Below are 24,579 nucleotides of genomic sequence, written 5' to 3' on the forward strand. Positions count from 1 at the left end.
TCTTAAATGTTAACTCAAAGATTAAAGGCGTATAAATGATTACATCAGTTCAACCTAACCAACATCTACAAACTTGCGATAAACCAGTTGATGAGCCAAAGCGAGAGAGTGGAGAAGTGGCAAGTAACCACGAAGCATATAAAAGCAATATGCAGGTAATACTGAATACTTTAGAAGGAAATGGGGTCTCGTTAACAAACAATTATCTCACACCGAAGCGATTCCCAGTTAGTGAGCATGAGTTAAAAGGGCTAGAAGACATAACCACTCACCATCAAGATTCTGTGTTTACTGACCTCTACAGTAAAGAGGAAACTCTTATGGATAAAGGAAGATTTTTAGCGCTTGCTAAAGATATAACGAACTCTAGAGGTGTAAAGACTACCGACTTTGAGTTGAAAGAGGTCACAGCAGGCAACCTCAAGACAAAACCTCTTGAGGAACAAGACTATACGAAAGGTGCCCCTTTTTTCTTAAGCTGTAAAACGAAACATTGTGATTTCCCAGGTGCAGTGGGAGGAAATTATCCTACTGCTGAATATCTATCCAATCAAGGTACTTCTGTAAAGGTATTCAATCGCTCTGGTGATTATGTTGGCCACTACAATCTTTGGCAACAAGATACTGGTGATTTTTGTATCGGTACCATTGCCATGATTGATAATCATGGTATAAGCAAATACAGTCCGAAAGACCTCAAGCATTTAGTTGTGGCTCAAGCCATTTCGCTGCTAGACAATAACAAGCAAGCAAAAAGTGTTTCGATTGGTATGGGTGGGCACAACCTTAAAAACATGTTTCCCGCAAAGTTTGAAAAAAATACTGAAGGTTTTGTAGCATTAGGTCAATTGAGACATGCTGACTTGAATTTAGTAAACCAGAATTCAGTAAACCAGAATATGGTTACTCAGCTAGAAAAAATTACTGGTTATAAGGTGAGTAAGGAGAGCCCTGTCATTACTGAGCAGGATAGAATTGGCATGAGTCCAGATCAACGAAAAGACTTTAAAAACGCCTTAGTCGTTGTCGATAGAAATAACCTAGAACAACAAAGGAATATATTGAATAACTACGAACAAACGAAGAACCAACGTTCATCTGGCACAAGGAGTAAGGACAAAAATAGCGAATCCCTGAAATTGCAACGGACGGAGGCGTTTCAAAGCAAAGAGAGTCGACTAGCATTTATTGAGACATTGCTAAAAAATAACCCCATACAAGGGTGTAGCTTAGTTTCGGTAAATGGGATGCATGCATTACTTCGAGTTGATCATCCCTCTAATCTAGAACAAACAAAACAAACGCTTCAAGATCTAACGAAAAGTGTTCAAGGACTAAAAGTTGAAAATGGGTTTAGGGGTGATGAGTTAAGAGTCAAGATTCCAAATATTACTGACCTTGTTTCACAAAAATCAGTAAGAGCCACAAATTGGACATCAGATATACAAAAGAATATTCGCCGTAATGCTGTCGATAACTTTATCTCTAAGAACCAAATAAGTGGGTGTGAGACACTATCAGTAAATGGTGCAGATGTTCTACTCCGAGTTAGTGAAGAGAAAAAAGTTGCTGTAATGAAAATATTCAGTGATTTGGGTAACAGTATGGGTATAACACTCAAAGAGAGCCCTAAGAGTAATCAGTTGAGAGTTTCTGTGAAAATCTAATAGTATTTTTTGCAAAAACTAAAGACGTTAATGAGGCGGCTTAATAACCGTCTCATTTTATTGAAGCTACCAAAGTGATACACCATCACTGCTCTGATCAAATTAAACGAACTTTCATATATGTAGTTATCAACAATTAGCTCATTTAGTGAGAAACTGGCAAACATCTGTCCGAAGATGTTCTGACGGAGCTTGTAACAGTTAAGATTTTGGGGGAAGAATAGCGTAGACCAAGCCTTGTTTGGGCTTGCCATTGTATATATACCGATTGGGTGCACTGACTTCAAACACAGCCCCACATGACTGAGCTAACTTCTGGCTTGAGATATTATCTGGGTCGCAGACAACTTCTATGCGGGTTACTTTCAAAATAGCGAAGCAAAATTCTACCAAGGCATCGACGGCTTCTTTCGCGTAGCCTTGTTTTTGGTAGTGGTCACCAAGCCAGTAACCAATACTTGCCATGTTAAAAGTATGGTAGAGCTCATTGACGGCAACCATGCCAATGAAAGTATTGTCTTTGCGTGTGTAAAGGCCAAAACCAAAGGCTTCAGACTTGATCCAATTTAGGCGAGTCGCCAGAATAAACTTTTGCGCCTCATCGACGCAAAAGTCTTGATTGCACCAGTCTATCCAACGATGCAAGCTCGGAGAGGCAAGAACGCACTGAGTGAATGGCTCATCATCGTCTTGAGGTATCAACTTCAACACTAGCCGAGCAGTGACAATCTGGTAGTCTGGTTTCATTGTCGTCCTCTCTTTTGACAAGCAGCACTCTGGATATTTTCATTTGCCACGACTACTCAGGTACACGTCTCACCTGAATAATGACCCCAAGTAGGGGGTGATCCAAAAAGTGGGTTTCTGTGCTGCGCATACGTCGTTTTTGATCCATGCGGTAGCGCTTGAGAAACTGCTCGGAATGAACCGAAGGGGCAATGTCTTCCATTAGCCCAGCTTGGACAGTATCGCTGCCTTCAAGGTCATTGAGATTGGCTAACACCAGAGGGTTGTCTTCCAGTTTCACCTCACGGGTACTTGGCGCTCTGAGATCGAGCTGAACATCAGCATAGAGATAATGTTCAACGTAAATTTGTAATTTACCGTCTAGCTCATAAAGCGGCTTAGCAATATTTTCTTCGGTCACGCCATCTATGACTTCAGTGCCCATATTTGGCTGCTTTGGGCTGCCATCGTTGTTGAATTGTCCGGAAAGGTCACTTCCCGCTTTAATGCGGAAGGTAGGTGCGCGGTAGCGATTACCGTCACCTTGTCTCCACGCCATGTGTGAAAGGACTTTAAACCCTGCGTGACTCTGCAACTTTTGGACTTGTGAATTGAGCTTGTATGAGGAAGCCGGCAATAGGGTGACCCCTTTTCGGCTACGATAATTGCTATCGCTCAGGTAGCCAGCATTGTCTATGGAAAGCTCAGGCAGTGAATCAGGCCAAGACTCGCTGGTTTGTTCCAGATTTAATACGCGTTTAAAAATGATCACTTCTATATCAAATTGGCGCTGAGCCCAAGAGGGCATGGCAACAACGAGAAGTAGTAGTGGGATCAGCTTTTTCATTGCAACTCCAAAATAAGGTACATTACCTTGAATTAATTAAGCCTGATCTTCTCAGGCTTGTGGTAGAAGGTTATGGCGGAACTCTCCTAACATATCACCGACAAATTGAATCCGCTTACGTCTGTCCACCAATGGTACCGTAAACTTAAACTTAGTTGGGCCTTCCATTGCAAATTTTTGCGGCTGTGATTGCAATAGTTTAACCAAATAGGTTGGATTAATGTCAGCATCCGGATAGAACTCAATGAAGCCACCTTTGTCGTGCGCCTCTATTTTTTTCACTTTTAGGCTGCCTGCTTCGAGTTTAATTTCAGAGACTGAGAGCAAATTTTTCGTCGCATCCGGTAAGAGACCGAATCGGTCGATCAGTTCAATTTTAAGATCGTCCAATTCGGTTTGGTTGGCGACGCTGGCAATTTGTTTATACATTGACAAACGGGTGTTGACATCCGGGATATAATCATCGGGAAGCAGCGCAGGTAAACGCATTTCAACTTCTGTTTGCTCTCGCAGCAGTTCGTCGAGAGACGGTTCTTTACCCTCTTTGAGCGCCTCAACAGCTTGTTCCAGCATTTCCATGTACAGAGTGAACCCAACCGATTGAATTTGGCCACTTTGCTCATCTCCAAGCAATTCCCCAGCACCGCGTATTTCAAGATCATGGGTCGCGAGGGTAAAGCCAGCGCCTAAATCTTCAAGCGACGCAATCGCGTCTAAACGTTTGACGGCGTCTTTTGTCATCGCTTTGGGATGCGGCGTAAGCAAATATGCATAGGCTTGATGATGCGAGCGTCCCACGCGGCCACGCAATTGGTGCAACTGGGCAAGACCTAAGTTATCAGCTCTGTCCATGATGATGGTATTGGCGGTTGGAACATCGATACCGGTTTCAATGATGGTAGTGCAGACCAAGAGGTTAAAGCGCTGGTGATAAAAGTCATTCATAATGCGCTCCAGCTCACGCTCACGCATTTGTCCATGTGCGACGGTAATGCGAGCTTCTGGTATCAACTTCTCGAGATCCGCGGCCACTTTTTCAATGGTTTCGACCTGATTGTGTAAGAAGTAAACCTGTCCTCCGCGCATTATTTCACGTAACACCGCTTCTCTTATAACAGCCGTATCATATTGGCGCACAAAGGTTTTGATGGCTAAACGTCTCGCGGGTGGAGTGGCAATAATCGACAGATCGCGCATGCCACTCATGGCCATATTTAACGTACGAGGGATGGGGGTTGCAGTGAGAGTGAGAATATCAACATCTGCCCTCATTGCTTTCATCTTTTCTTTTTGGCGTACGCCGAAGCGATGTTCTTCATCAACAATCAGCAGCCCAAGATCATTAAACTTAATATCGTCAGATAAGAGTTTATGAGTGCCAACCACGAGGTCTACTTTACCCGCTTCGATATCTTGTAGGACTTGCTTTTGCTCTTTGGCGGTTTTAAAGCGAGATAAAACTTCGACACGAATCGGTAGGTTGGCAAAGCGATCTCTAAAGTTTTCAAAATGTTGCTGAGCGAGAAGAGTGGTAGGGACCAACACGGCGACTTGTTTTCCGTTGTCTGTGGCAACAAATGCCGCTCTCATTGCGACTTCGGTTTTACCAAAGCCTACATCACCACACACCAAGCGATCCATTGCTTTCGCTTGGCACATATCCGACATCACCGCGTTAATTGCCATCGACTGATCGTCGGTTTCTTCAAACGGAAAGCCGGCTTTAAATGTGGCGTATTGGTCGCGATCTAAAGCAAATTTATAACCGGGTTTTAGCTCGCGTTTGGCATACACATCTAGAAGCTCTGCAGCGACATCACGCACTTTTTCAGCGGCTCGGCGCCGCGCTTTTACCCATGCTTCGCCACCCAATTTATGCAGCGGGGCCGATTCTTCAGCGCCTCCAGAATAGCGGCTAATCAAATTCAATGACGCCACCGGCACATAAAGTTTGGCTTCATTTTGATATTCTAGGGTGACATATTCGGTCTTAAGGCCTCCCGCTTCGAGAGTTTGCAGCCCAATATATCGTCCAATGCCATGATCAATGTGAACCACGGGTTGACCAGCTTTCAGCTCTGCGAGGTTACGAATAACAGCATCACTGTTGGTGGTTTTTCGATCTTTTCTACGGCGTTGTATCACCCGATCGCCCAGCAGATCGCTTTCACATATTAGTGCGAGCTGTTCTTCACCAAATATGAATCCATGTTCGGCCGCACCGAGTACAAGAGTATATTTACTGTCTGCGTTGAGCGCTGCGGACAGCGAATCGAGTTCGACAGGACGAAGTTTGATGCGTTGCAAAAGCTCAAGTAATGCTTCTCGGCGTCCTTCTGATTCAACTGAAAATACAATCTTGCCGGCAAAGGTTTCACTGAATTGACGCAGTGCTGCCAAGGGCTCTTTATTTTGATGCTGGGCGGAAAGATTAGGTAAAGGACAAATGGCTGAGTTCACTCGTCCTTGCTTTTCGACAATGGTATCTGCGGATAAATGAACTTGAGGTAGTGTCTTAAAGTGGCTAAACAGTTCGTCCTTTTTTAGCCACAATTCTGTTGGCGGAAGGAGAGGCCGCAGAGGATCGATTTTACGCTGTTCATAGCGATACTCGACGTCCGACAGGAAGTGGTCAATGGCAGCGTCTAAATCACCGACCGTGATCAGTTGGCTGTTATCGGCAATATAGTCAAACAATGTTTCTGTATGCTCGAAAAACAAAGGTTGCCAGTACTCGATACCCGCAGGCCATATGCCTTTTGAGACCTGAACATAGACAGATTCAGGCTCTCGTCTGGTTTCAAAGCGTTGACGCCAGCGAATACGAAAATCTTCTATTGCGCCTTCAGTGGTGGGAAACTCGTGCGCAGGGAGCAAGCAAATTTCCTTCACATCCTCTATCGACCTCTGATTTTCTGGATCAAAAGTACGTATTGTATCTATCTCATCATCAAAAAAATCAATACGAAACGGATCGCTTGAACCCATAGGGAACAGATCGAGAATCGAACCTCTGCTGGCATATTCGCCAGGCCCGAAAACCTGATCAACATGGCGGTATCCCGATTTTTCAAGTTGGATTCTAAGTTTTTCAAGCGAGTATAGATCGCCCACTTTGACCATCAGTGTGTGTTGTAGCAAGAAGCTTCTGGGAGATTGCCTTTGCAATAGTGTGCTGACCGGAATAATAGTAATACCACTATTTTGTGTGGGCAGTTGGTACAAACGAGCAATACGGTCAGAGATAATTTCTTGGTGTGGAGAGAAACTATCGTAGGGGAGCGTCTCCCAATCAGGGAACAAAGAAACTGTTTGGTCTGTAAATTGCTCGATTTCTTGTAACAGTTTCAGCGCAGTTTGTGGATCAGCAACCGCCAATAGCGTGTGGCTATCATGCTGGTTAGCGAGTTCAGCAACCGCAAGAGCCAAACTAGCGCCTCGCAAATTACCGACCTGTTTTTTATCTCTGGTTCCAGAAGGACTGGCCAGATTGAGAAGTGATGTAATAGGCATAATTCGATTATTTTTTGTCGCGATCCTTTGAGCGCTGACGAAGTAATTTTTGTTGCTGGTACAGTGCTGCTTTTATCAAGAGATCTTCATCCTGGTCACGTAGTAAATCATATTTGATGGTGATTAGGAAATCATCACCATCTTGATTACTAGTTTCTACATGGCCATAGCAGTAGATAGCCGTTGCCGGATGCTCAATAAACATTTTTACTCGCACTTTAGTCCCGATAGCCAGTGCTGAACCTGCACCATAGCAGAATTTACTTGCACCAAAGGACAGAGTTTGATGGCGATGAGTGACATCGTCTTGCTGAGAGAGCATAAAAGTCAGCAGTAAGTTGAGTTTGGAGTTTTGCGCATCGAGGAGATCAATAACATGTTTAAAATCGTTGTTTTTCAACTCTACACGGGCCTGCTCGTTTAGAATATCTAAATGGCTGAACTCGCTTGCGACAAGAAAAGGGGCTGGAATTTCGCGTTCAAACTGATCATAACTTGGTAAAACCTCTGTATTCGATAAAGGTTCGACGTTAACGGACATCTTGTGATGTACAGTAAAATATTCTTGATCAGACATATGCAAATTCCTTGACGCTATGTGTTGATTATCGTCATAAGCAGCAACTAATCAAGGTATGTCGTTGTTTCACGCTTAATTTGACGTCAAATTGGCGAATAAGGACTACAACCCAAGGCGATAAATCGTTACAGTAACGCCTATCAAACGTTTTTGGTTATAACTATGTTCCATCCTGTATCTGCCTTTATTGGTCTTCGTTATTTGCGAGGACGCTCTGGTGATAGGTTTAGTCGTTTTGTTTCCTATATGTCTACGGCGGGCATTACCATTGGTGTGATGTCTCTGGTTACGGTTCTTTCCGTGATGAATGGTTTTGAAGCGCAGCTAAAAGGGCGCATCCTTGGTGTACTGCCCCAAGCGATAGTTTCTGCATCTGATGGAAAGACGCCGTACACAACGCCGCCTGAATTTGTTGGACAATGGTCAAGCGCCGCTTCTCCTGAACCTATCGTTCAAAGTGAAGCTGTGATTCAAAGCGCAAGCACTTTGTCAGCGGGTTTATTGGTCGGCATTAAACCCGGTGATCGCGACCCAATAGAATTATTTTTAATCGCTGGCCGTCTTTCCTCTTTGCAGCCTAATCAATATCAAGTATTTATTGGTCAAGGCTTGGCGAGAACATTGAAAGTATCTGTCGGCGATAAAGTTCGCCTCATGGTGACCAGTGCAAGTCAATTTACTCCTCTTGGGCGTATACCCAGTCAAAGAATTTTTACCGTTGCAGGGATCTACAATACAGGGTCGGATGTCGATAGTCAGCTGATGTTGACACATATTGATGATGCTGCGCGCTTACTTCGATTACCGAAAGACACCATCACTGGTTGGCGACTGTTCTTTGATGACCCTTTCATTGTCAGTGAGCTCAGTCAGCGACCATTAGCTGATGGTTGGAAGTGGCAAGATTGGCGAGATCAACGAGGTGAACTGTTTCAGGCGGTACGCATGGAAAAGAATATGATGGGTCTGATGCTTGGTCTTATTGTTGGTGTTGCCGCATTCAATATTATTTCTGCTCTCATTATGGTGGTGATGGAAAAGCAATCAGAAGTGGCGATTTTGAAAACGCAAGGGATGACAAGTGGACAGTTGATTGCGGTTTTTATGGTGCAAGGCGCAAGCAGTGGCATTGTGGGCGCTTTAATCGGTGGGGGGCTGGGTGTGTTACTCGCAAGCAATCTCAACACTTTGCTCGATGGGGCTGGTGTTGCTTTGTTCTCTGTTGGTGGACAATTGCCAGTCTTAATTAACCCTCTTCAAATTGGGGCTGTGATTTTTATGGCTATTGTACTTAGTTTGTTAGCCACACTTTTCCCATCTTATCGTGCATCTTTTGTTAAACCAGCCGAGGCTTTGAGATATGAATAACCTCCTTCAATGTCAAAATATTTGTAAAACTTACCGTGAGGGAGACCTTGACACTCAAGTACTCAAAGGTGTCAGCTTTGAATTACAAAAAGGTGAATTAGCGTCCATTATTGGTTCTTCGGGATCAGGCAAAAGTACTTTGCTGCATATTCTTGGTGCACTTGACGATGCGACACAAGGAGAAGTGAGTATTCTTGGACAAAAGATTGCGTCTTTGAGCTCGAATAAGCAAGCAAAGCTTCGCAATCAGCACCTGGGTTTTGTGTATCAGTTTCATCATCTGCTCGCGGATTTCAGTGCGCTAGAAAATGTCGCTATGCCGCTTTTGATCGGGGGGGAAAAGCCTTCCAAAGCAAAAGAAGCGGCCAGAGCGTTACTCGACAAAGTAGGATTAAATCACCGAATGGAGCACCGTCCTTCGGAACTTTCAGGAGGGGAGAGGCAACGTGTTGCGATTGCACGAGCGTTAGTGAATAGTCCGTCTTTAGTGTTGGCCGATGAGCCAACGGGTAATTTGGATTATAAGACGGCTTTGTCTATCTACGATCTCATGCGAGAACTTAACCAGCAGTCAGGTACGGCTTTTTTGGTTGTGACTCATGATGGGGAGTTGGCGGCAAAAATGGATAGGCAGCTGCATATGCAAGATGGTTTGTTGCTGGGTGTAGAGGGAGCATAGTTTGTTTTCGTCGTTATCGTTATTTATTGGTGGACGCTTTAGTCGAGCCAAGCAACGCAACAAAATGGTGTCATTTATTTCGTTGTCATCCACCATTGGTATTACCGTTGGTGTTGCGGTAATCATTATTGGCTTATCGGCGATGAATGGTTTTGAAAGAGAACTGAAAGACCGTGTTTTATCTGTGATTGCGCATGGAGAGTTTGAAGGGGTTCGTGGCCCCATTTTAGAGTGGCAATCGGTGATGACTCAAGCCGAAAAACATCCCGACATTGAAGCCGCAGCCCCCTATGTCACTATCACGGCCTTAGCCGAAAAAGGAAACAAAGTTAAAGCCATAGAAGTGCGTGGAATCGATCCTCAATTGGAATCTCAAGTGTCGACTATCAGTGATTATGTTGACGGTGAGGTGTGGCAACGCTTTGTCCCGAATAAAAAGCAAGTTGTTTTAGGGCAAGGTGTGGCTAAGTTCTTAGGAGTGTCAGTGGGTGACTACCTCACCTTGATGATTCCCACTTCTGGCTCGACAACCCGTGTTCAAGCGCCAAAGCGTGTTCGAGTTCAAGTTGTCGGCCTTCTCAAATTAAATGGGCAGATTGACCACAATCTTGCCATAGTGCCTATTAAAGATGCTCAGCAATATGCACAGCTTGGTGATGCTGTGACGGGGGTTTCTGTGAAAGTCTCAGATGTATTGAATGCGACGCAAATTGTTCGAGAGGCAGGCAATACTTTAAATGTGTATGTTTACCTGCGTAGCTGGCAACAAGACTATGGCTTTTTATACCGCGATATACAGTTAGTAAGAACCATAATGTATTTAGTTATGGTGCTGGTGATAGGTGTTGCCAGTTTTAATATTGTATCAACGTTAATGATGGCGGTGAAAGATCGCGCAGGAGAGATCGCGATTTTGCGAACAATGGGCGCGACCGACGGTTTAGTGAAGCGAATCTTCATTTGGCAGGGCGTTTTTTCTGGCGTTTTGGGCAGCGTTGTAGGTAGTGTGTTTGGGGTGTTGGTTGCTGCTAATTTGACCTATCTTATCAAGTTGTTGGAAAATATCATCGGGCACCAATTTCTCTCTGGAGATATCTACTTCGTCGATTTCCTTCCATCTCAAGTCATTTGGACTGACATATTACTGGTATCTGGAACGGCGATTCTTCTCAGTTTACTCGCAACTTGGTATCCAGCATCACGCGCGGCCAAACTAAATCCCGCTTCGGTACTAAGCTCAAAGTAGGAACAAAGATAAGCTCGAAGTAAAGGATAAATAAAAGGGCCACATTGTGGCCCTTCAATCTATATACAACACATCCATTTCACAAAAGCGATGCTTGTCTCGAAAGACTAGTCTTTGCGCTTTCCTTTTTTAAGCAATCTACCTAATCTGATTTTTCTTTGTTGCCAGCTTCGTACGACAGAGTAGCGCCAAAGGGCCTTGATACCGAAGTAGCCTGCAATGGCTGAGACAATGCCACAAATCATGCAGCCCAGAATAAAAGGCGGTCCGATGGTGCTCATTTGTTGCATGATGAAATCCCAAGATAACTCAAAATGAAAGGGTTGAGGTGGGGTGTGCATCACCAAGGCGCCGACTTTGTACGCAAAGTAAAACAGTACAGGCATGGTGATAGGGTTACTCACCCAAACAAGAGCAACAGATAAGGGCAGATTAACACCGCATACGATGGCAAGGCCGGCCGACATGATCATTTGACTTGGTAAAGGCACAAAAGCCATAAATAGACCAACAGCAAATGCGCCAGAAGCTGAGCGACGATTTAAGCACCAGAGGTTTGGGTTGTAAAGCACGTTGCCAAAGATTTTCAGTGCTTTCTGACGCTTTATCACCTCATGGTCGGGCATAAAACGTTTTATGAGTTTTCTTGGCATAGGGAAATATGACTCTCTTTTTTAATTACTGGACGCTTATTTCGTTTTGCTTTGTTATTTTCACCTTTCAATCATGGTGGTTTGTACCATCATGGCAATGGTTATTTCCCTGTCTTTTGATCATGATACTCAGTATAAGGTCAAAATTACTAAGATGGTGCACTGGGAGTGCGGTTGCATGCTTGATATTAGTAATACACAGCAATTTTTTACGCCATCAGCAAGAATTACTTTTTCAATCTGGGGCAAATATTACCATAAATGCGGAGGTTGACAGCTTTTTTAAGCAAATAAGTAATGGATTTCAAGGTAAAGTGACAGTGAGTGCCATTAATGGCAAAACGATCCCCACATTGTTTAGGCCTAACATATGGTTAGTGTCACCTATACCGCTTACTGTTAGAGATGAAATCCACGCCAAAATACGCTTGAAAACCATTACTGGCTTGTTGAATGATGTTGGCTTTGATGCAGAAAAATTTGCTTTGCAGCAGCGAGTTGTTGGACGAGGCTATGTTTTAGCCAACAGCCGATACTGGGTGCGAACTGTGGCGTCGCGGCGACATATGTGGTTCCAACAAGTGGCTGACTCAGTGAACGGCTTCACCAGCAAAGGCATTATACTCGCGTTGACATTTGGTGTACGTGATGAACTATCCGATGACCAAAAGCAGCAGCTTAAAGCCAGTGGCCTAAGTCACTTAATGGCCATATCCGGTTTGCATATTGGGATCATTTTTGGCTTGGGCTGGCTTGTGGGAAAAATGGTGTTGCGTTTTTTTTGGGGTTGGAAAACCGCTCCCATCGTCCTCGCTATTTTCTTTAGTATTTGTTACGCGTGGCTTGCCGGTTTTTCTATTCCCACTCAAAGGGCTATTTTAGCCTGTTGTCTCGCCTCTTTATTAGCGACGTCGCTCTATCGAATACCACCCAGCTATCAATGGCTACTTATTCTCTCTTTGTTGCTGTTTTTTGACCCTTTTTCTTCGGTATCTGCGAGCCTTTGGCTAACGATGTGGGCGGTTGCGGTTATTTTACTATTTGCAGCTCAGCGAAACGCTCCTCTTACGTATTGGAAAAAGCTCCTATCGCTTCAATTTGCCTTAGTGGTAGGGATGATACCGGCTGTGGCACTGCTTTTTTATGGCATCAGTCTCAGCAGTTTTTTCTACAACATTGTCTTTGTCTCTTGGTTTAGCGTCGTTGTTGTTCCTCTGTCTTTATCGGCTCTGATACTCGATATCGGGCTGGCCAGCACTTATCTCTGGACATGGGTAGATTATTCTATCCAACCAGCCTTATATGTTATGAGCTTTGCCGCCGAAAGTTGGTTTCCGTTGTCGTATGAGCAAACCGTCTGGCTATGTCTACTTTTTGCACTGTGGCTTATTTTCCCCTTTCTAAACAAAAAGGGCAAAGGCTTGGCTTGTATATGCTTAGCCATTGCAATAACTGAGTGGAAGGAAAAACCTATGTGGCAGGTGTTTGTGCTTGATGTCGGACATGGGCTAGCGGTAGTGATAAAGCAAGGTAACAGTGCTTTTATTTACGACACAGGAATGGCTTGGCAGGAGAGCAGTATTGCAGAGCAGATCATCACGCCTTTTCTGCACTTTCACGGCATAAGTGATGTAAAAGGCTTAATATTGTCTCACTCTGATAATGATCATTCTGGTGGCATGGCTTACATCATCAAAAACTGGAATCCTGAATATGTCATCAGCAGTGAGGATCTGCACAGGAGCACAAGGTGCATTGCAGGGCAAACCTTGACTTGGGGAGCGCTAGAACTTGAATTTATCTGGCCTAATCAGTCGGTCCCAAGAGCCTATAACCCTCATTCATGTGTCGTAAGAGTGATTCAATCCGATAGCAAACAATCGATTCTTTTGACTGGGGATATTGATGCGGTAGTAGAATGGATTTTAGTCAGGGAACCCCATAAATTGAGTAGCGATATAATAATGGTTCCTCATCATGGAAGTCGCACTTCATCAATCAGCCAATTTATAAAAGTGGTTGGTCCAGATGTGGCGATAGCATCAACCGCGAAACTTGGCAAATGGTCATTTCCTAATCCAAGCGTTGTTGAGCGATATAAGAAGGCTGGTGTGGCTTGGCTCGACACAGGGTCTTCGGGGCAGGTGAGTATCCATTTCTACTCTACGAACTGGCAAGTTGACTCATTAAGGCAAGGGAAAGGACAGCATTGGTATAGGCAGATGCTACGTAAGGGAGTAGAATAAAGGACATATTGTAAAACTGTAAGCTCTCCTATGTCTCCTATTCAAGATGAAACAACTTGGCAAACCTTTAAACGTTTGTGGACATATATTCGTCTGTATAAAGCTGGCCTCGCTGTTGCTGTCGTCGCTCTCATTATAAATGCCGCTGCTGATACTTATATGGTTTCATTGTTGAAACCCCTTCTCGATGAAGGTTTCGGTGACGCGGAATCGAATTTTCTGCGTGTGTTACCTTTTATCGTGTTTGGCATGATGCTTTTGAGGGGCGCGAGTGGTTTTGTTTCTTCCTATTGTTTGAGTTGGGTGTCGGGTAATGTCGTGATGCTGATGCGCCGTAGGATTTTTAGCCAATTTATGCACATGCCAGTGTCATATTTTGATAAAGAATCCACTGGAGGTCTATTGTCTCGTATTACGTACGATTCAGAACAAGTGGCAGGCGCGACAAGTCGTGCTTTAGTGAGCATTGTGCGAGAAGGTGCGAGTATCATAGGTTTTCTTGTACTGATGTTTTGGTATAGCTGGCAGCTATCTCTTGTGCTCTTTATTGTTGCTCCGATTGTTGCTTGGGGTATTGGTGTTGTATCCAAGCGCTTTCGTAAAATATCCAAAAATATGCAAGATACAATGGGGCATGTTACTGCTTCCGCTGAGCAGATGCTTAAGGGACATAAAGTGGTATTGAGTTACGGTGGTCAAGATGTTGAGCGGCACCGCTTTGATATCGTCAGTAACCAAATGCGTCAGCAATCAATGAAGCTCGTGGCGGCCCAATCGATTGCAAACCCTGTCATTCAGAGCATCGCATCTATCGCTTTGGTTGTGGTACTTTTTTTAGCGAGTGTTGACTCGATTAAAGAGCAGCTGACACCAGGTACATTTACTGTGGTGTTTTCTGCAATGTTCGCCTTGATGCGTCCTCTTAAAGCACTCACGAATGTGACGTCCGAATTTCAACGAGGTATGGCGGCTAGCCAGACTCTATTTGAGCTAATGGACTTAGAAACAGAACAAGACAAAGGCACATTCGAAGTCGCTAAAGCTCGCGGTGAAGTTGCAGTGAAAGATGTCACTTTTACTTATCAAGGGAAAGAGGCTCCAGCGCTGCGCAATATAAGTTTTGATATCCCCCGAGGAAAAACCGTTGCCCTTGTCGGTCGTTCTGGTTCAGGGAAAAGTACTATTGCGAGCCTATTTACGCGTTTCTATGATGTAGATTCTGGCCGCATTGAACTCGATGGGCATGATATTCGAGATTACAAGTTAACCAACTTGCGCAGCCATTTCGCTTTGGTATCACAAAATGTTTATTTATTTAACGATACGATAGCAAATAATATTGCTTATGCTGCAACCGAGGAATATAGCCGAGAGCAGATAGAAACAGCAGCTCGCTTAGCCTATGCGATGGATTTCATTGAAAATATGGAACAGGGCTTAGATACGGTGATTGGTGAAAATGGTGCTAGCCTGTCAGGAGGTCAGCGGCAGAGAATCGCCATTGCTCGAGCTCTTTTGCGTGATGCTCCTGTGCTAATTTTAGATGAGGCAACATCGGCGTTGGACACAGAATCCGAAAAGGCGATTCAATCTGCATTGGATGAACTACAAAAAAATAAAACCGTTCTTGTTATCGCTCATCGATTATCAACAATTGAAAATGCGGATGAAATATTGGTTGTTGATGAGGGGGAGATCATCGAACGGGGCAATCACACGAGTCTATTAGAAAAAAATGGGGCATATGCACAGCTGCATAGAATTCAATTCGGTTCTTAAGCCATGATTGGAAACATTTGGTTTGGTAAATCGCCTTTATTTTATGTTTTATGGCCGCTACTTTGGCCGCTAAGCATTCTGTTTGGCGTGATTAGCCGTAAGCGACGTAAAGACTTCTTATCTGGTAAACGAGATAGATATCGAGCCCCTGTGCCTGTTATTGTTGTGGGTAACATCACCGCTGGAGGCAATGGCAAAACACCCATTGTGATTTGGTTGCTTGAACAGTTACAGGCTCAAGGGTATAAGCCAGGGGTGGTGTCGCGGGGTTATGGTGCAAAAGCAGAGCGCTACCCTTTAGTTGTTGGAGAGCATACATCCACCAAGCATTGTGGCGATGAACCCAAGCTTATTTTTCAACGTACAGGGGCTCCTGTTGCTGTCTCGCCCAAGCGCAGTGATGCGGTAAAAGCGCTTTTAGACCTAGGCATTGATATTGTGGTAGCTGATGATGGATTGCAGCATTACGCACTAGAGAGGGATATTGAAATAGTGGTTGTTGATGGTGAGCGGCGTTTTGGTAATGAACATTTGATGCCTCTTGGACCACTGCGAGAGTCAACAGCACGTTTATCAGAGGTTGACTTTATTGTGACTAATGGTGGTCAAGCTCATGTCGGAGAAATAGCAATGAATTTGACTCCGAGCCTTGCGGTTAATTTAAACAATAATCTGAAGGCCCCAGTCAGTCAGTTAGAATCACTGGTGGCCATTGCGGGGATAGGGCATCCACCGCGTTTTTTCGGTACGCTTGAAAGCCTAGGCGCTCAGCCCGTTTTGACTAAAGGCTTTTCCGATCATCAAGACTTTGAACCCAATGAGTTAACTCGTTTGGCGAGCCAAGGACAGCATCTCATTATGACAGAGAAAGATGCAGTCAAGTGCAGACATTATGCACAAGATAATTGGTGGTACCTTCCTGTAACGGCGACCTTTAGCCGTCATGATGAAGTACGTATTTTAAGTAAAATCAAAGAGGTTAAGGAACAGTATGGATCATCGCTTGCTTGAGATAGTTGCGTGTCCAGTTTGCAAAGGAAAACTGACATTCGATAAGGATAAACAAGAACTGATCTGTAAATTAGATCGCTTGGCTTACCCGATTAAAGAAGGTATTCCTGTCTTATTGGAGCCCGAAGCTCGTCGAATGAGTATGGAAGAGGGAAGGTAATGTCTTTTACAGTTATCATTCCTGCCAGATACGATTCAACGCGGTTACCTGGTAAGCCGCTTGCTGACATCGCTGGAAAGCCTATGATTCAGTGGGTTTATGAGCAGGCCACGCAATCTGGAGCTGAAACCGTTATTGTTGCGACGGATGATAAACGTGTAGAAGTAGCGGTGAAAGCATTTGGTGGTCAGGTGTGTATGACATCGCCAGATCACCAATCGGGGACGGAGCGTTTGGCTGAAGTGATTCAGATAATGGGCATTGCTGATGAACAAGTGATCGTCAATGTTCAAGGTGATGAGCCTTTGATTCCGCCGGTTACGATTGCTCAAGTAGCCAACAATTTGATCCGCAGTCAGGCGCCCATGGCAACGTTGGCCGTTGAAATTTCTGAGCAAGATGAGGCTTTTAACACCAATGCGGTTAAAGTCGTGACGGACATGCATGGTTATGCGATGTATTTTAGTCGGGCAACAATCCCTTGGGATCGTGACAATTTTTCAAACGATCAGAAGGTTGTGATTCAGCCATTGATGAGACATATCGGTATCTATGCTTATCGAGCGGGCTTTATTAACACCTACATTAACTGGACTCCAACCGTTCTTGAAAAGATTGAAAGTTTGGAGCAGCTTCGTGTGCTTTGGTACGGTGAAAAAATCCACGTAGAGGTAGCAGAGCAGGTACCGCCAGCAGGTGTTGACACACCAGAAGACCTAGAGGTAGTGCGTCGTATAGTGAGTGGTATTTAGCCTGAGCCACAGGCCTCATCGTATTTGATGAGGCCATAATAATCTTCTTGCGCCGTTGTTGCTAAACTTCGGTGTTGGTTGATGCTGGGTATTGGCGATCCTCCTGAGCATACACCAGCCGCTATTTTCAAGCCAAACACGTCACTTTAAGTGATGTCCCCTACTATTATTCAACATATTGAAAATGACCTTTCTTGCTATACTCTTAGTAGCTTACGTACGAGTATATCTCATGACTTTAAAGAGAACGCTAGAGCGGGGGATGATCAATCCTTTGTCGAGTACTATTGGTCGCCATATCATTTTATCTATGGTTATCTTGAGTGGCATTTTTACTCTTATTATTACATCGGTGCAAACGATCGGTGAGTATCGTTCACAAGTTGACCATATTACCGAACGTCACAATGAGATTGGTGAAGTTCACACGGATTCTATCGCTTCTTCTCTGTGGGCGTTCGACTTTATTTTGCTCCAAAAAAGGTTAGATAGCCTGACTAAACTCTCTAAGCTTGATTATATTGAAGTGCATTATGGCGATGATATTTTTACTGCGGGAAAGCACTTAAATAGCAATGCAGTAGCCTCGGAATTTCCCATTATCTATCGAGATGTTGGGCTTGGTGAGCAGGTGATTGGCAAAGTACTTGTAAAGTCAGATATTGGCGAAGTACAGAGTTATGTTGTTAAGCAATTTATCTTAATAATGATCGCGAATGGAATTAAAACCTTGTTAGTTTGTTTTTTTGTTTTGATTTTATTCCATTACAACGTGAATCGACGATTAGTACAGATCACACATTATTTGAGGAAATTTAATCCACGTCATCCAGGAAAACCACTTAAATTAGTGAAAAAACGCTGGGTATTCGCCAAGGATAAAGACGAACTCGATTTGTTGAGTCAAGGTGTTAACAAGGTTCGAGATGACATTACCTTACTGTATAACAATGTGAAACATGAAAAGGAACGTCTTTCTGACTTTTCTGAGGTTGCTTCCGATTGGCTTTGGGAAACGGATAACAGCGGAAATATTGTTTATTGCTCAGAATCGATGAAAGAAAATATGCAGCTCGACACGTTATCAAATAGTGAGTTGCCAACCTTTTCCCAACTTATCGAATCCAAGTCTTTGCGTCAGTCTCTAGAAAGCGAACGTGACTTCCACCAATGTGAGGTGAGCTTAGAAATCAATGACAACACCTCATACTTGATGATGCAAGCTATTGCCAAATATGAAGGGGATAAATTTGTTGGCTATCGGGGGACAGCAATTGATATATCTGCCCTTAAAATCGCACAAATCGAATTAAAACAATTGAATCAGAACTTGGAGAAGAAAGTTACCGATAGAACGAAAGCACTAGAGAACAATATGGCGGAGCTTAAAGCAACACAAGAGCAGCTCATAGAATCGGAAAAATTGGCTTCTTTGGGAGGCTTGGTTGCCGGTGTGGCACATGAAGTCAACACGCCATTGGGGATTGCAGTCACATCCGCATCAATTATCCAAGAGGCGATTCATTCACTTCAGTTGGCATTTTCTGACCAAACGCTAACGAGTCAGAAGTTGTCTGAAATCATAGATAAGGTGCTAAATGGAGGTGAACTGCTACAAAGTAACTTAAACCGTGCATCTCAATTGGTTAAAGATTTTCGTCGTACCGCTGTTGATCAAACGACAGAGATTAAGACCAATTTTAATCTAGCCGAGATTCTCCGATCTCTACTTTCAAGTCTTGATTCAGACATCGGTAGGCTTTCTGTAAAAGTACAAGTCTATGTTGACGAAGATATTGTTATGAATAGCTATCCAGATTGCGTAACGCAAATTATTTCGAATTTGGTGTTAAACAGTTTAGCTCATGCGTTTATGTCTCAACCTGTTCCGGAAATATCTCTAAATGTCTATGAGTTAGACGAATCAATAATACTCGAATATAGAGATAACGGTTGTGGTGTTGATGAGGAAAACCATAAAAGAATCTTTGAGCCGTTTTATACAAGTAACAGAGGTCAGGGAAATTCAGGTTTAGGCTTGAACTTTGTATTTAACATGGTTAAGCAAAAGCTTAAAGGGCAACTTGAGTTTGAATCTAAGCTAGGTGAGGGAGTTTGTTTTAAAGTGACCTTGCCCAAAGTGACGCCCGACGCAGGAGATAATGCGGCGGGAATTGAGTACCATATCTGATAGCAAATGCCTAGGTAGATCACTTAAGTATCAAACGATGCTAATAAACACGATTTCATGTATCAATGTCTCCACAGGAAATAAAACAAGCAGAGTTCACTTTCAGTAGGTGAACTCTGTATGAAGGTTAGACACAAAGAGAAGATGACGAGGAACGAATAATTAAATCTGGATATTTATACTAGATTTGACTGTCGTACTCGTTTCTCTTAGGGCAGGTGGTGAGTATCTCTCTTCTTCCTGATTCCTTTAGCTCTTCAAGAATGACGTCAAACCCCCACAAACGGTACAAATGCTTTAATACTTCTTCATAGCTGTCATCAAGAGGAATTCTGTCATGAGGGACATACTGTAAAGTTAGTGACCTATCGCCCCGTACGTCAACATTGAAGACTTGAACATTAGGTTCTAAATTGCTCAAATTGTACTGCGCTGCTAACTTCTCTCGAATGTCTCTGTAACCAATATCGTTATGTATTGCTGTTACTTCAATGTAGTTTTTACGGTCATCATCTGTGATGGAGAACAGCTTGAAGTCACGTATAAGTTTGGGTGATAAGTATTGGCTGATAAAACTTTCATCTTTGAAATTTTTCATTGCGAAATGCACGGCTTCTAACCAATCTGTATCGACCAGTTCTGGGAACCACTCTCTGTCTTCATCAGTCGGCTCTTCACATATCCTTTTTATATCACGAAACATAGCAAAACCGAGAGCGTATGGATTAATACCACTAAAGTACGGGCTGTTGTATGAAGGCTGAGCTACGACGCTAGTGTGGCTGTGAAGAAACTCGAGAATGAATCGGTCAGTGACTAAGCCTTCATCATACAAATGGTTGAGAATAGTATAGTGCCAGAAGGTTGCCCAGCCTTCGTTCATCACTTGAGTTTGTTTTTGTGGGTAAAAATATTGGCTAATTTTTCGCACAATACGGACGATTTCACGTTGCCAAGATTCCAAAAGTGGTGCGTGTTTTTCTATGAAATACAATATGTTTTCTTGTGGTTCAGATGGGAATCGAGCCTTTGATTTTTCACGTTCGACTTTACCCTTAGGTACCGTGCGCCAAAGATCGTTGACCTGGGATTGAAGATAAGCTTCTCGCTCCTCTTGACGCATTTTTTCTTCAGCAATCGAAATTTTTTCTGGGCGTTTATAACGGTCTACACCATAGTTCATTAAGGCGTGGCAGGAATCAAGTAACTCTTCTACCTCTTTTACTCCGTATTTTTGCTCGCATTCGGCAATATAGTTTTTGGCAAACAGTAGATAATCAATGATCGAGCTGGCGTCGGTCCATGTTTGAAATAAGTAGTTACCTTTAAAGAAGGAGTTGTGCCCGTAACACGCATGCGCCATTACTAAAGCTTGCATTGTGACGGTATTTTCTTCCATGAGGTAGGCAATACAGGGGTCTGAATTTATCACTATTTCGTATGCCAACCCCATTTGCCCATGTTTGTAACCCTGCTCGGTTTGAATGAACTTTTTACCAAATGACCAGTGATTGTAGTTGATTGGCATACCTATGCTTGAGTATGCATCCATCATCTGTTCTGAGGTAATGACCTCGATTTGGTTAGGGTAGGTATCTAGATGGTAATGCTCCGCTACACGCTTGATTTCTGCGTGATACTGATCGAGTATGTCAAAGGTCCAATCTGGGCCATCTGGCAGAGTTTTATTTTTCGTCGACTTTTTAGTTTTTGTTGCCATGCTAACCTCCCTAAGCCGTTTCCTTTCTGAAAAGCTCTCGGAATACGGGGAAAATATCTTCAACACTTCGAATGTTTTTCATTGCAAAGTTATCGAAAGTTTCCTCAAGTTTCTCATATTCATGCCATAGGGTTTGATGTGAGCGCCGAGTAATCTCAATGTATGAGTAATATTGGCAATTAGGTAATAAATTTTTGGTCAGTAACTCTCGACATCGTGGTGAATCATCAGCCCAGTTGTCCCCATCTGATGCTTGCGCGGCATAAATGTTCCATTCTCCGAGTGGAAATCGTTCTTCGACTATCTCTTTCATTAGTTTTAATGCACTAGATACGATCGTTCCCCCTGTTTCTTGGGAGTAGAAAAATTCGTGTTCATCGACTTCTTTCGCTTGAGTGTGATGACGAATAAACACAACTTCGACATTTTCGTAAGTTCTGGTTAAAAAGAGATAAAGTAGCACATAAAAGCGTTTAGCGATGTCTTTGGTAGCTTGGTCCATCGAGCCAGATACATCCATCAAGCAAAACATGACGGCTTGACTTGACGGTATAGGTCGACGTTCATAGTTTTTAAATCTCAGATCAAAAGTGTCGATAAAAGGAACGGTATCAATTCGTTTGCGCAGGTCTTTGATTTCCTTCTTAAGTCTTTTTTCCTCAAGTAATTGCGCCGGTTCGCTCATCTTAACTCTATCGAGCTCCTCTTCGAGTTCCCTGAGCATGCGCTTTTTACCGGCGGTCATGGCGGTTCTACGAGCAAGAGATTGCTGCAACGATTTTACGATAGCAATGTTTGCTGGAACCCCCGCAGTCTGATAGCCTGCTCTGTGGGTTTTCCATTCAGTAATCTTATTAATTTGGTTTTTTTCTAGGTTTGGTAACTCTAGGTCTTCAAACAAAATATCCAAATATTCATCTTTGGAAATTTGAAACACGAATTCGTCTTGACCTTCTCCATCTGGACTGGCATCACCGTCACCTGAGCCTCCTTGGCCACCGCCTTTGGGTCGCTCTATCTTATCTCCTGTGATGAATTGGTCATTGCCAGGGTGGACGCGCTCTTTCATTCCTCCCTTGCCTTGATGAAAAATCGGTTCTTTTATATCTTTGTGAGGAATCGCAACATCTTCGCCAGTTTCTGTATTAGTAATTGAGCGGCGGTTGACTGCGTCTGCAACGGATTCTTTGATTTGTTCTTTGTGACGACGCAAAAATCTTTGGCGGTTTACCGCGCTTTTATTTTTGCCGTTCAGTCGTCGGTCAATAAATTGCGCCATGAGTCATCCCTCGTTTCATACACGCTCCTGTGGAGAGCATGGTCTCGCATCCAATACACAGCCAGAACATACTTCTGGCTGTTACTTCATTGGCATTTCCCTCTTCACTGAGTGGGAAAGTTTCCTAGCTATTATGATGATTTACGTACTCGTAAATACCATTCTGATAGCAAGCGGACTTGTTTCTCGGTATAGCCTTTCTCCATCATACGAGCGACGAAGTCATCGTGTTTCTTCTGATCTTCAGAGGAAGTTTTAGCATTAAAGGAAATAACAGGTAACAGCTCTTCTGTGTTTGAGAACATCTTTTTCTCAATCACAGTACGAAGTTTTTCGTAACTGGTCCAAACAGGGTTCTGACCACTATGGCTTGCACGTGCTCTAAGAACGAAGTTGACAATCTCATTCCTGAAATCCTTAGGATTGCTAATGCCGGCTGTTTTTTCAATTTTTTCTAGCTCATTGTTGAGAGCTGATCGATCAAACAACTGACCTGTTTCAGGGTCTCTATATTCTTGGTCTTGAATCCAGAAATCGGCATAAGTTACATATCGGTCAAAGATATTCTGGCCGTACTCAGAATAAGACTCCAAGTATGCGGTTTGAATTTCTTTACCAATAAACTCAACATATCTTGGTACTAAGTAACCTTTGAGGAACTCTAAGTATTTTTCAGCGGTTTCTTGTGGGAATTGCTCACGTTCTATTTGTTGCTCTATAACGTAGAACAGGTGGACAGGGTTAGCCGCTACTTCGGTTTGATCGAAGTTAAAAACACGAGACAGTATCTTAAAAGCAAAACGAGTCGACAGACCAGACATGCCTTCATCTACGCCAGCAAAGTCTCTATATTCCTGATAGCTTTTCGCTTTAGGGTCGGTATCTTTCAGTGTTTCACCATCATAGACTCGCATTTTAGAGAAGATAGAGGAATTCTCCGGATCTTTGAGTCTCGATAAAATACTAAATTGTGCTAACAGCTCTAAAGTGCTTGGCGAACAGGGTGCCTTAGACAGTTCTGAGTGATCGAGCAGCTTCTGATAGATCTTGATTTCTTCAGAAACTCGGAGACAGTATGGGACCTTAACGATGTAGACCCGATCTAAGAAAGCTTCGTTATTTTTGTTGTTACGGAATGTTTGCCATTCTGACTCATTAGAGTGGGCAAGTATCATACCATCAAACGGTAGTGCGGATAGTCCTTCTGTACCGTTGTAGTTGCCTTCTTGGGTTGCCGTAAGTAGAGGATGGAGCACCTTAATAGGAGCTTTGAACATCTCAACAAACTCCATCAAACCTTGGTTAGCGCGACACAGTGCCCCTGAGTAACTATAGGCGTCTGGGTCATCCTGAGAATAATGTTCCAGCTTACGTATGTCGACTTTACCAACCAGAGATGAGATATCTTGATTGTTTTCATCGCCGGGCTCTGTTTTTGCAACGGCAACTTGATCTAAAATAGATGGGCGCACTTTTACTACTTTGAATTTGGTGATATCACCACCAAATTCGTGTAACCTTTTGGCTGCCCATGGAGACATAATTGAACGTAGGTAGCGCTTTTCGATATCATATTCACGTTTGAGAAGCTCACCATCTTCTGTCACGTCAAACAAACAGAAAGGGTGGTCATTCACAGGACTCCGCTCTCCATTTGCAGAAAGGACGTAGATAGGGACTTGTTGCATTAACGCTTTTAATTTTTCAGCCAATGATGATTTACCACCACCTACGGGACCGAGCAAATAAATAATCTGCTTTCGTTCTTCAAGCCCTTGCGCAGCATGTTTGAGGTAAGAGACGATCTGTTCGATAGCTTCTTCCATGCCGTAAAAATCTTTAAATGTTTCGTACCGAGATATCACTCGGTTGGAGAAAATTCTGCTCAGGCAAGGATCATGTGCAGTATCAATTAACTCTGGTTCTCCAATGGCCATCAGCAGGCGCTCTGCAGCATTTGCATAAGCGCTTTTATCATCTTTACAAAGCGCTAAGAAATCTTGTAGAGACAGCTCTTCATCCTTGGCCGCCTCATAGCGTGATTGGTAATGGTCGAAAATACTCATAATGACTTCCCCTCTGAACCTGCCTTTATAGACAATCAACCCGCATAGAAAAAACAAATCCTTTCATATTAAAGATTAGTTGCTTTTTAGAATTTT

18 protein-coding genes are annotated in these 24,579 nt (G+C 43.4%); 10 read left to right on the forward strand and 8 right to left on the reverse strand.

The features are described 5' to 3' along the window. Positions 1-35: 35 nt before the first annotated feature. Complete coding sequence (locus QQK21_RS10410) at positions 36-1,667, forward strand: hypothetical protein (protein ID WP_284192127.1); 1,632 nt, start codon at positions 36-38, stop codon at positions 1,665-1,667. 201 nt (positions 1,668-1,868) lie between these two features. Here QQK21_RS10410 and QQK21_RS10415 read toward each other — a convergent pair whose 3' ends face one another. The 4 genes from QQK21_RS10415 to QQK21_RS10430 are packed head-to-tail and all read right to left on the reverse strand — an operon-like array spanning position 1,869 to position 7,330. Then, positions 1,869-2,414: a GNAT family N-acetyltransferase gene (locus tag QQK21_RS10415; protein ID WP_284192128.1), complete on the reverse strand. Its 546-nt coding sequence runs from the start codon at positions 2,412-2,414 to the stop codon at positions 1,869-1,871. A gap of 52 nt (positions 2,415-2,466) precedes the next feature. Next, a complete protein-coding gene (locus tag QQK21_RS10420; protein ID WP_284192129.1) occupies positions 2,467-3,240 on the reverse strand; it encodes a peptidoglycan binding protein CsiV in 774 nt (257 codons plus the stop codon). 51 nt (positions 3,241-3,291) lie between these two features. After that, positions 3,292-6,753, reverse strand: a complete 3,462-nt coding sequence (gene mfd / locus QQK21_RS10425) for a transcription-repair coupling factor (protein ID WP_284192130.1) — start codon at positions 6,751-6,753, stop codon at positions 3,292-3,294. Positions 6,754-6,760: 7 nt separating this feature from the next. Then, on the reverse strand, positions 6,761-7,330 hold the full coding sequence (locus QQK21_RS10430) for a PilZ domain-containing protein (RefSeq protein ID WP_284192131.1): 570 nt from the start codon (positions 7,328-7,330) through the stop codon (positions 6,761-6,763). 165 nt (positions 7,331-7,495) lie between these two features. Between QQK21_RS10430 and lolC the strand changes: the two genes are divergently transcribed. The 3 genes from lolC to lolE are packed head-to-tail and all read left to right on the forward strand — an operon-like array spanning position 7,496 to position 10,626. Beyond that, positions 7,496-8,701, forward strand: a complete 1,206-nt coding sequence (lolC, locus tag QQK21_RS10435; RefSeq protein ID WP_284192132.1) for a lipoprotein-releasing ABC transporter permease subunit LolC — start codon at positions 7,496-7,498, stop codon at positions 8,699-8,701. Further along, entirely contained in the window at positions 8,694-9,380 is a 687-nt protein-coding gene (lolD, locus tag QQK21_RS10440; protein ID WP_284192133.1) for a lipoprotein-releasing ABC transporter ATP-binding protein LolD, read from the forward strand. Before lolC ends, lolD begins: the two co-directional genes overlap by 8 nt. 1 nt (position 9,381) lies before the next feature. Then, complete coding sequence (gene lolE, locus QQK21_RS10445; RefSeq protein ID WP_284192134.1) at positions 9,382-10,626, forward strand: lipoprotein-releasing ABC transporter permease subunit LolE; 1,245 nt, start codon at positions 9,382-9,384, stop codon at positions 10,624-10,626. Between the two features lie 107 nt (positions 10,627-10,733). Here lolE and QQK21_RS10450 read toward each other — a convergent pair whose 3' ends face one another. Further along, positions 10,734-11,279: a DUF2062 domain-containing protein gene (locus tag QQK21_RS10450; RefSeq protein ID WP_284192135.1), complete on the reverse strand. Its 546-nt coding sequence runs from the start codon at positions 11,277-11,279 to the stop codon at positions 10,734-10,736. Positions 11,280-11,599: 320 nt separating this feature from the next. On the opposite strand from QQK21_RS10450, the gene QQK21_RS10455 reads away from it, so the two are divergent. The 6 genes from QQK21_RS10455 to QQK21_RS10480 all read left to right on the forward strand — a co-directional run bounded on the left by QQK21_RS10455 (position 11,600) and on the right by QQK21_RS10480 (position 19,418). Then, a complete protein-coding gene (locus tag QQK21_RS10455) occupies positions 11,600-13,525 on the forward strand; it encodes a DNA internalization-related competence protein ComEC/Rec2 (RefSeq protein ID WP_284192136.1) in 1,926 nt (641 codons plus the stop codon). A 30-nt stretch (positions 13,526-13,555) separates the two neighbouring features. Further along, the gene (gene msbA, locus QQK21_RS10460; protein WP_284192137.1) at positions 13,556-15,304 is read left to right on the forward strand and encodes a lipid A ABC transporter ATP-binding protein/permease MsbA; all 1,749 of its coding nucleotides are present in this window, start codon (positions 13,556-13,558) and stop codon (positions 15,302-15,304) included. 3 nt (positions 15,305-15,307) lie between these two features. Next, positions 15,308-16,315: a tetraacyldisaccharide 4'-kinase gene (gene lpxK, locus QQK21_RS10465; protein ID WP_284192138.1), complete on the forward strand. Its 1,008-nt coding sequence runs from the start codon at positions 15,308-15,310 to the stop codon at positions 16,313-16,315. Beyond that, positions 16,296-16,475: a Trm112 family protein gene (locus QQK21_RS10470; RefSeq protein ID WP_284192139.1), complete on the forward strand. Its 180-nt coding sequence runs from the start codon at positions 16,296-16,298 to the stop codon at positions 16,473-16,475. The genes lpxK and QQK21_RS10470 overlap by 20 nt, the downstream gene beginning before the upstream one ends. Further along, positions 16,475-17,227 carry a 3-deoxy-manno-octulosonate cytidylyltransferase gene (gene kdsB / locus QQK21_RS10475; protein WP_284192140.1) on the forward strand — a complete coding sequence of 251 codons (753 nt, stop codon included), beginning with the start codon at positions 16,475-16,477 and terminating at the stop codon, positions 17,225-17,227. The genes QQK21_RS10470 and kdsB overlap by 1 nt, the downstream gene beginning before the upstream one ends. A 232-nt stretch (positions 17,228-17,459) precedes the next feature. Next, positions 17,460-19,418: a PAS domain-containing sensor histidine kinase gene (locus QQK21_RS10480; RefSeq protein WP_284192141.1), complete on the forward strand. Its 1,959-nt coding sequence runs from the start codon at positions 17,460-17,462 to the stop codon at positions 19,416-19,418. 181 nt (positions 19,419-19,599) lie between these two features. Here the strand turns inward: QQK21_RS10480 and QQK21_RS10485 are convergent, their stop codons facing one another. From QQK21_RS10485 to QQK21_RS10495, 3 genes are all read right to left on the reverse strand, one after another. After that, positions 19,600-21,138, reverse strand: coding sequence for a SpoVR family protein (locus tag QQK21_RS10485; RefSeq protein ID WP_284192142.1), 1,539 nt, complete (start codon positions 21,136-21,138; stop codon positions 19,600-19,602). A gap of 10 nt (positions 21,139-21,148) precedes the next feature. Next, positions 21,149-22,417 (reverse strand): YeaH/YhbH family protein, encoded by a 1,269-nt coding sequence (locus QQK21_RS10490; RefSeq protein WP_284192143.1) that lies wholly within the window; start codon positions 22,415-22,417, stop codon positions 21,149-21,151. A gap of 131 nt (positions 22,418-22,548) precedes the next feature. Next, a complete protein-coding gene (locus tag QQK21_RS10495; RefSeq protein WP_284192144.1) occupies positions 22,549-24,483 on the reverse strand; it encodes a PrkA family serine protein kinase in 1,935 nt (644 codons plus the stop codon). Positions 24,484-24,579: the final 96 nt, after the last annotated feature.

It is taken from the genome of Vibrio zhanjiangensis (assembly GCF_030161235.1).
GTDB lineage: Bacteria > Pseudomonadota > Gammaproteobacteria > Enterobacterales > Vibrionaceae > Vibrio > Vibrio zhanjiangensis.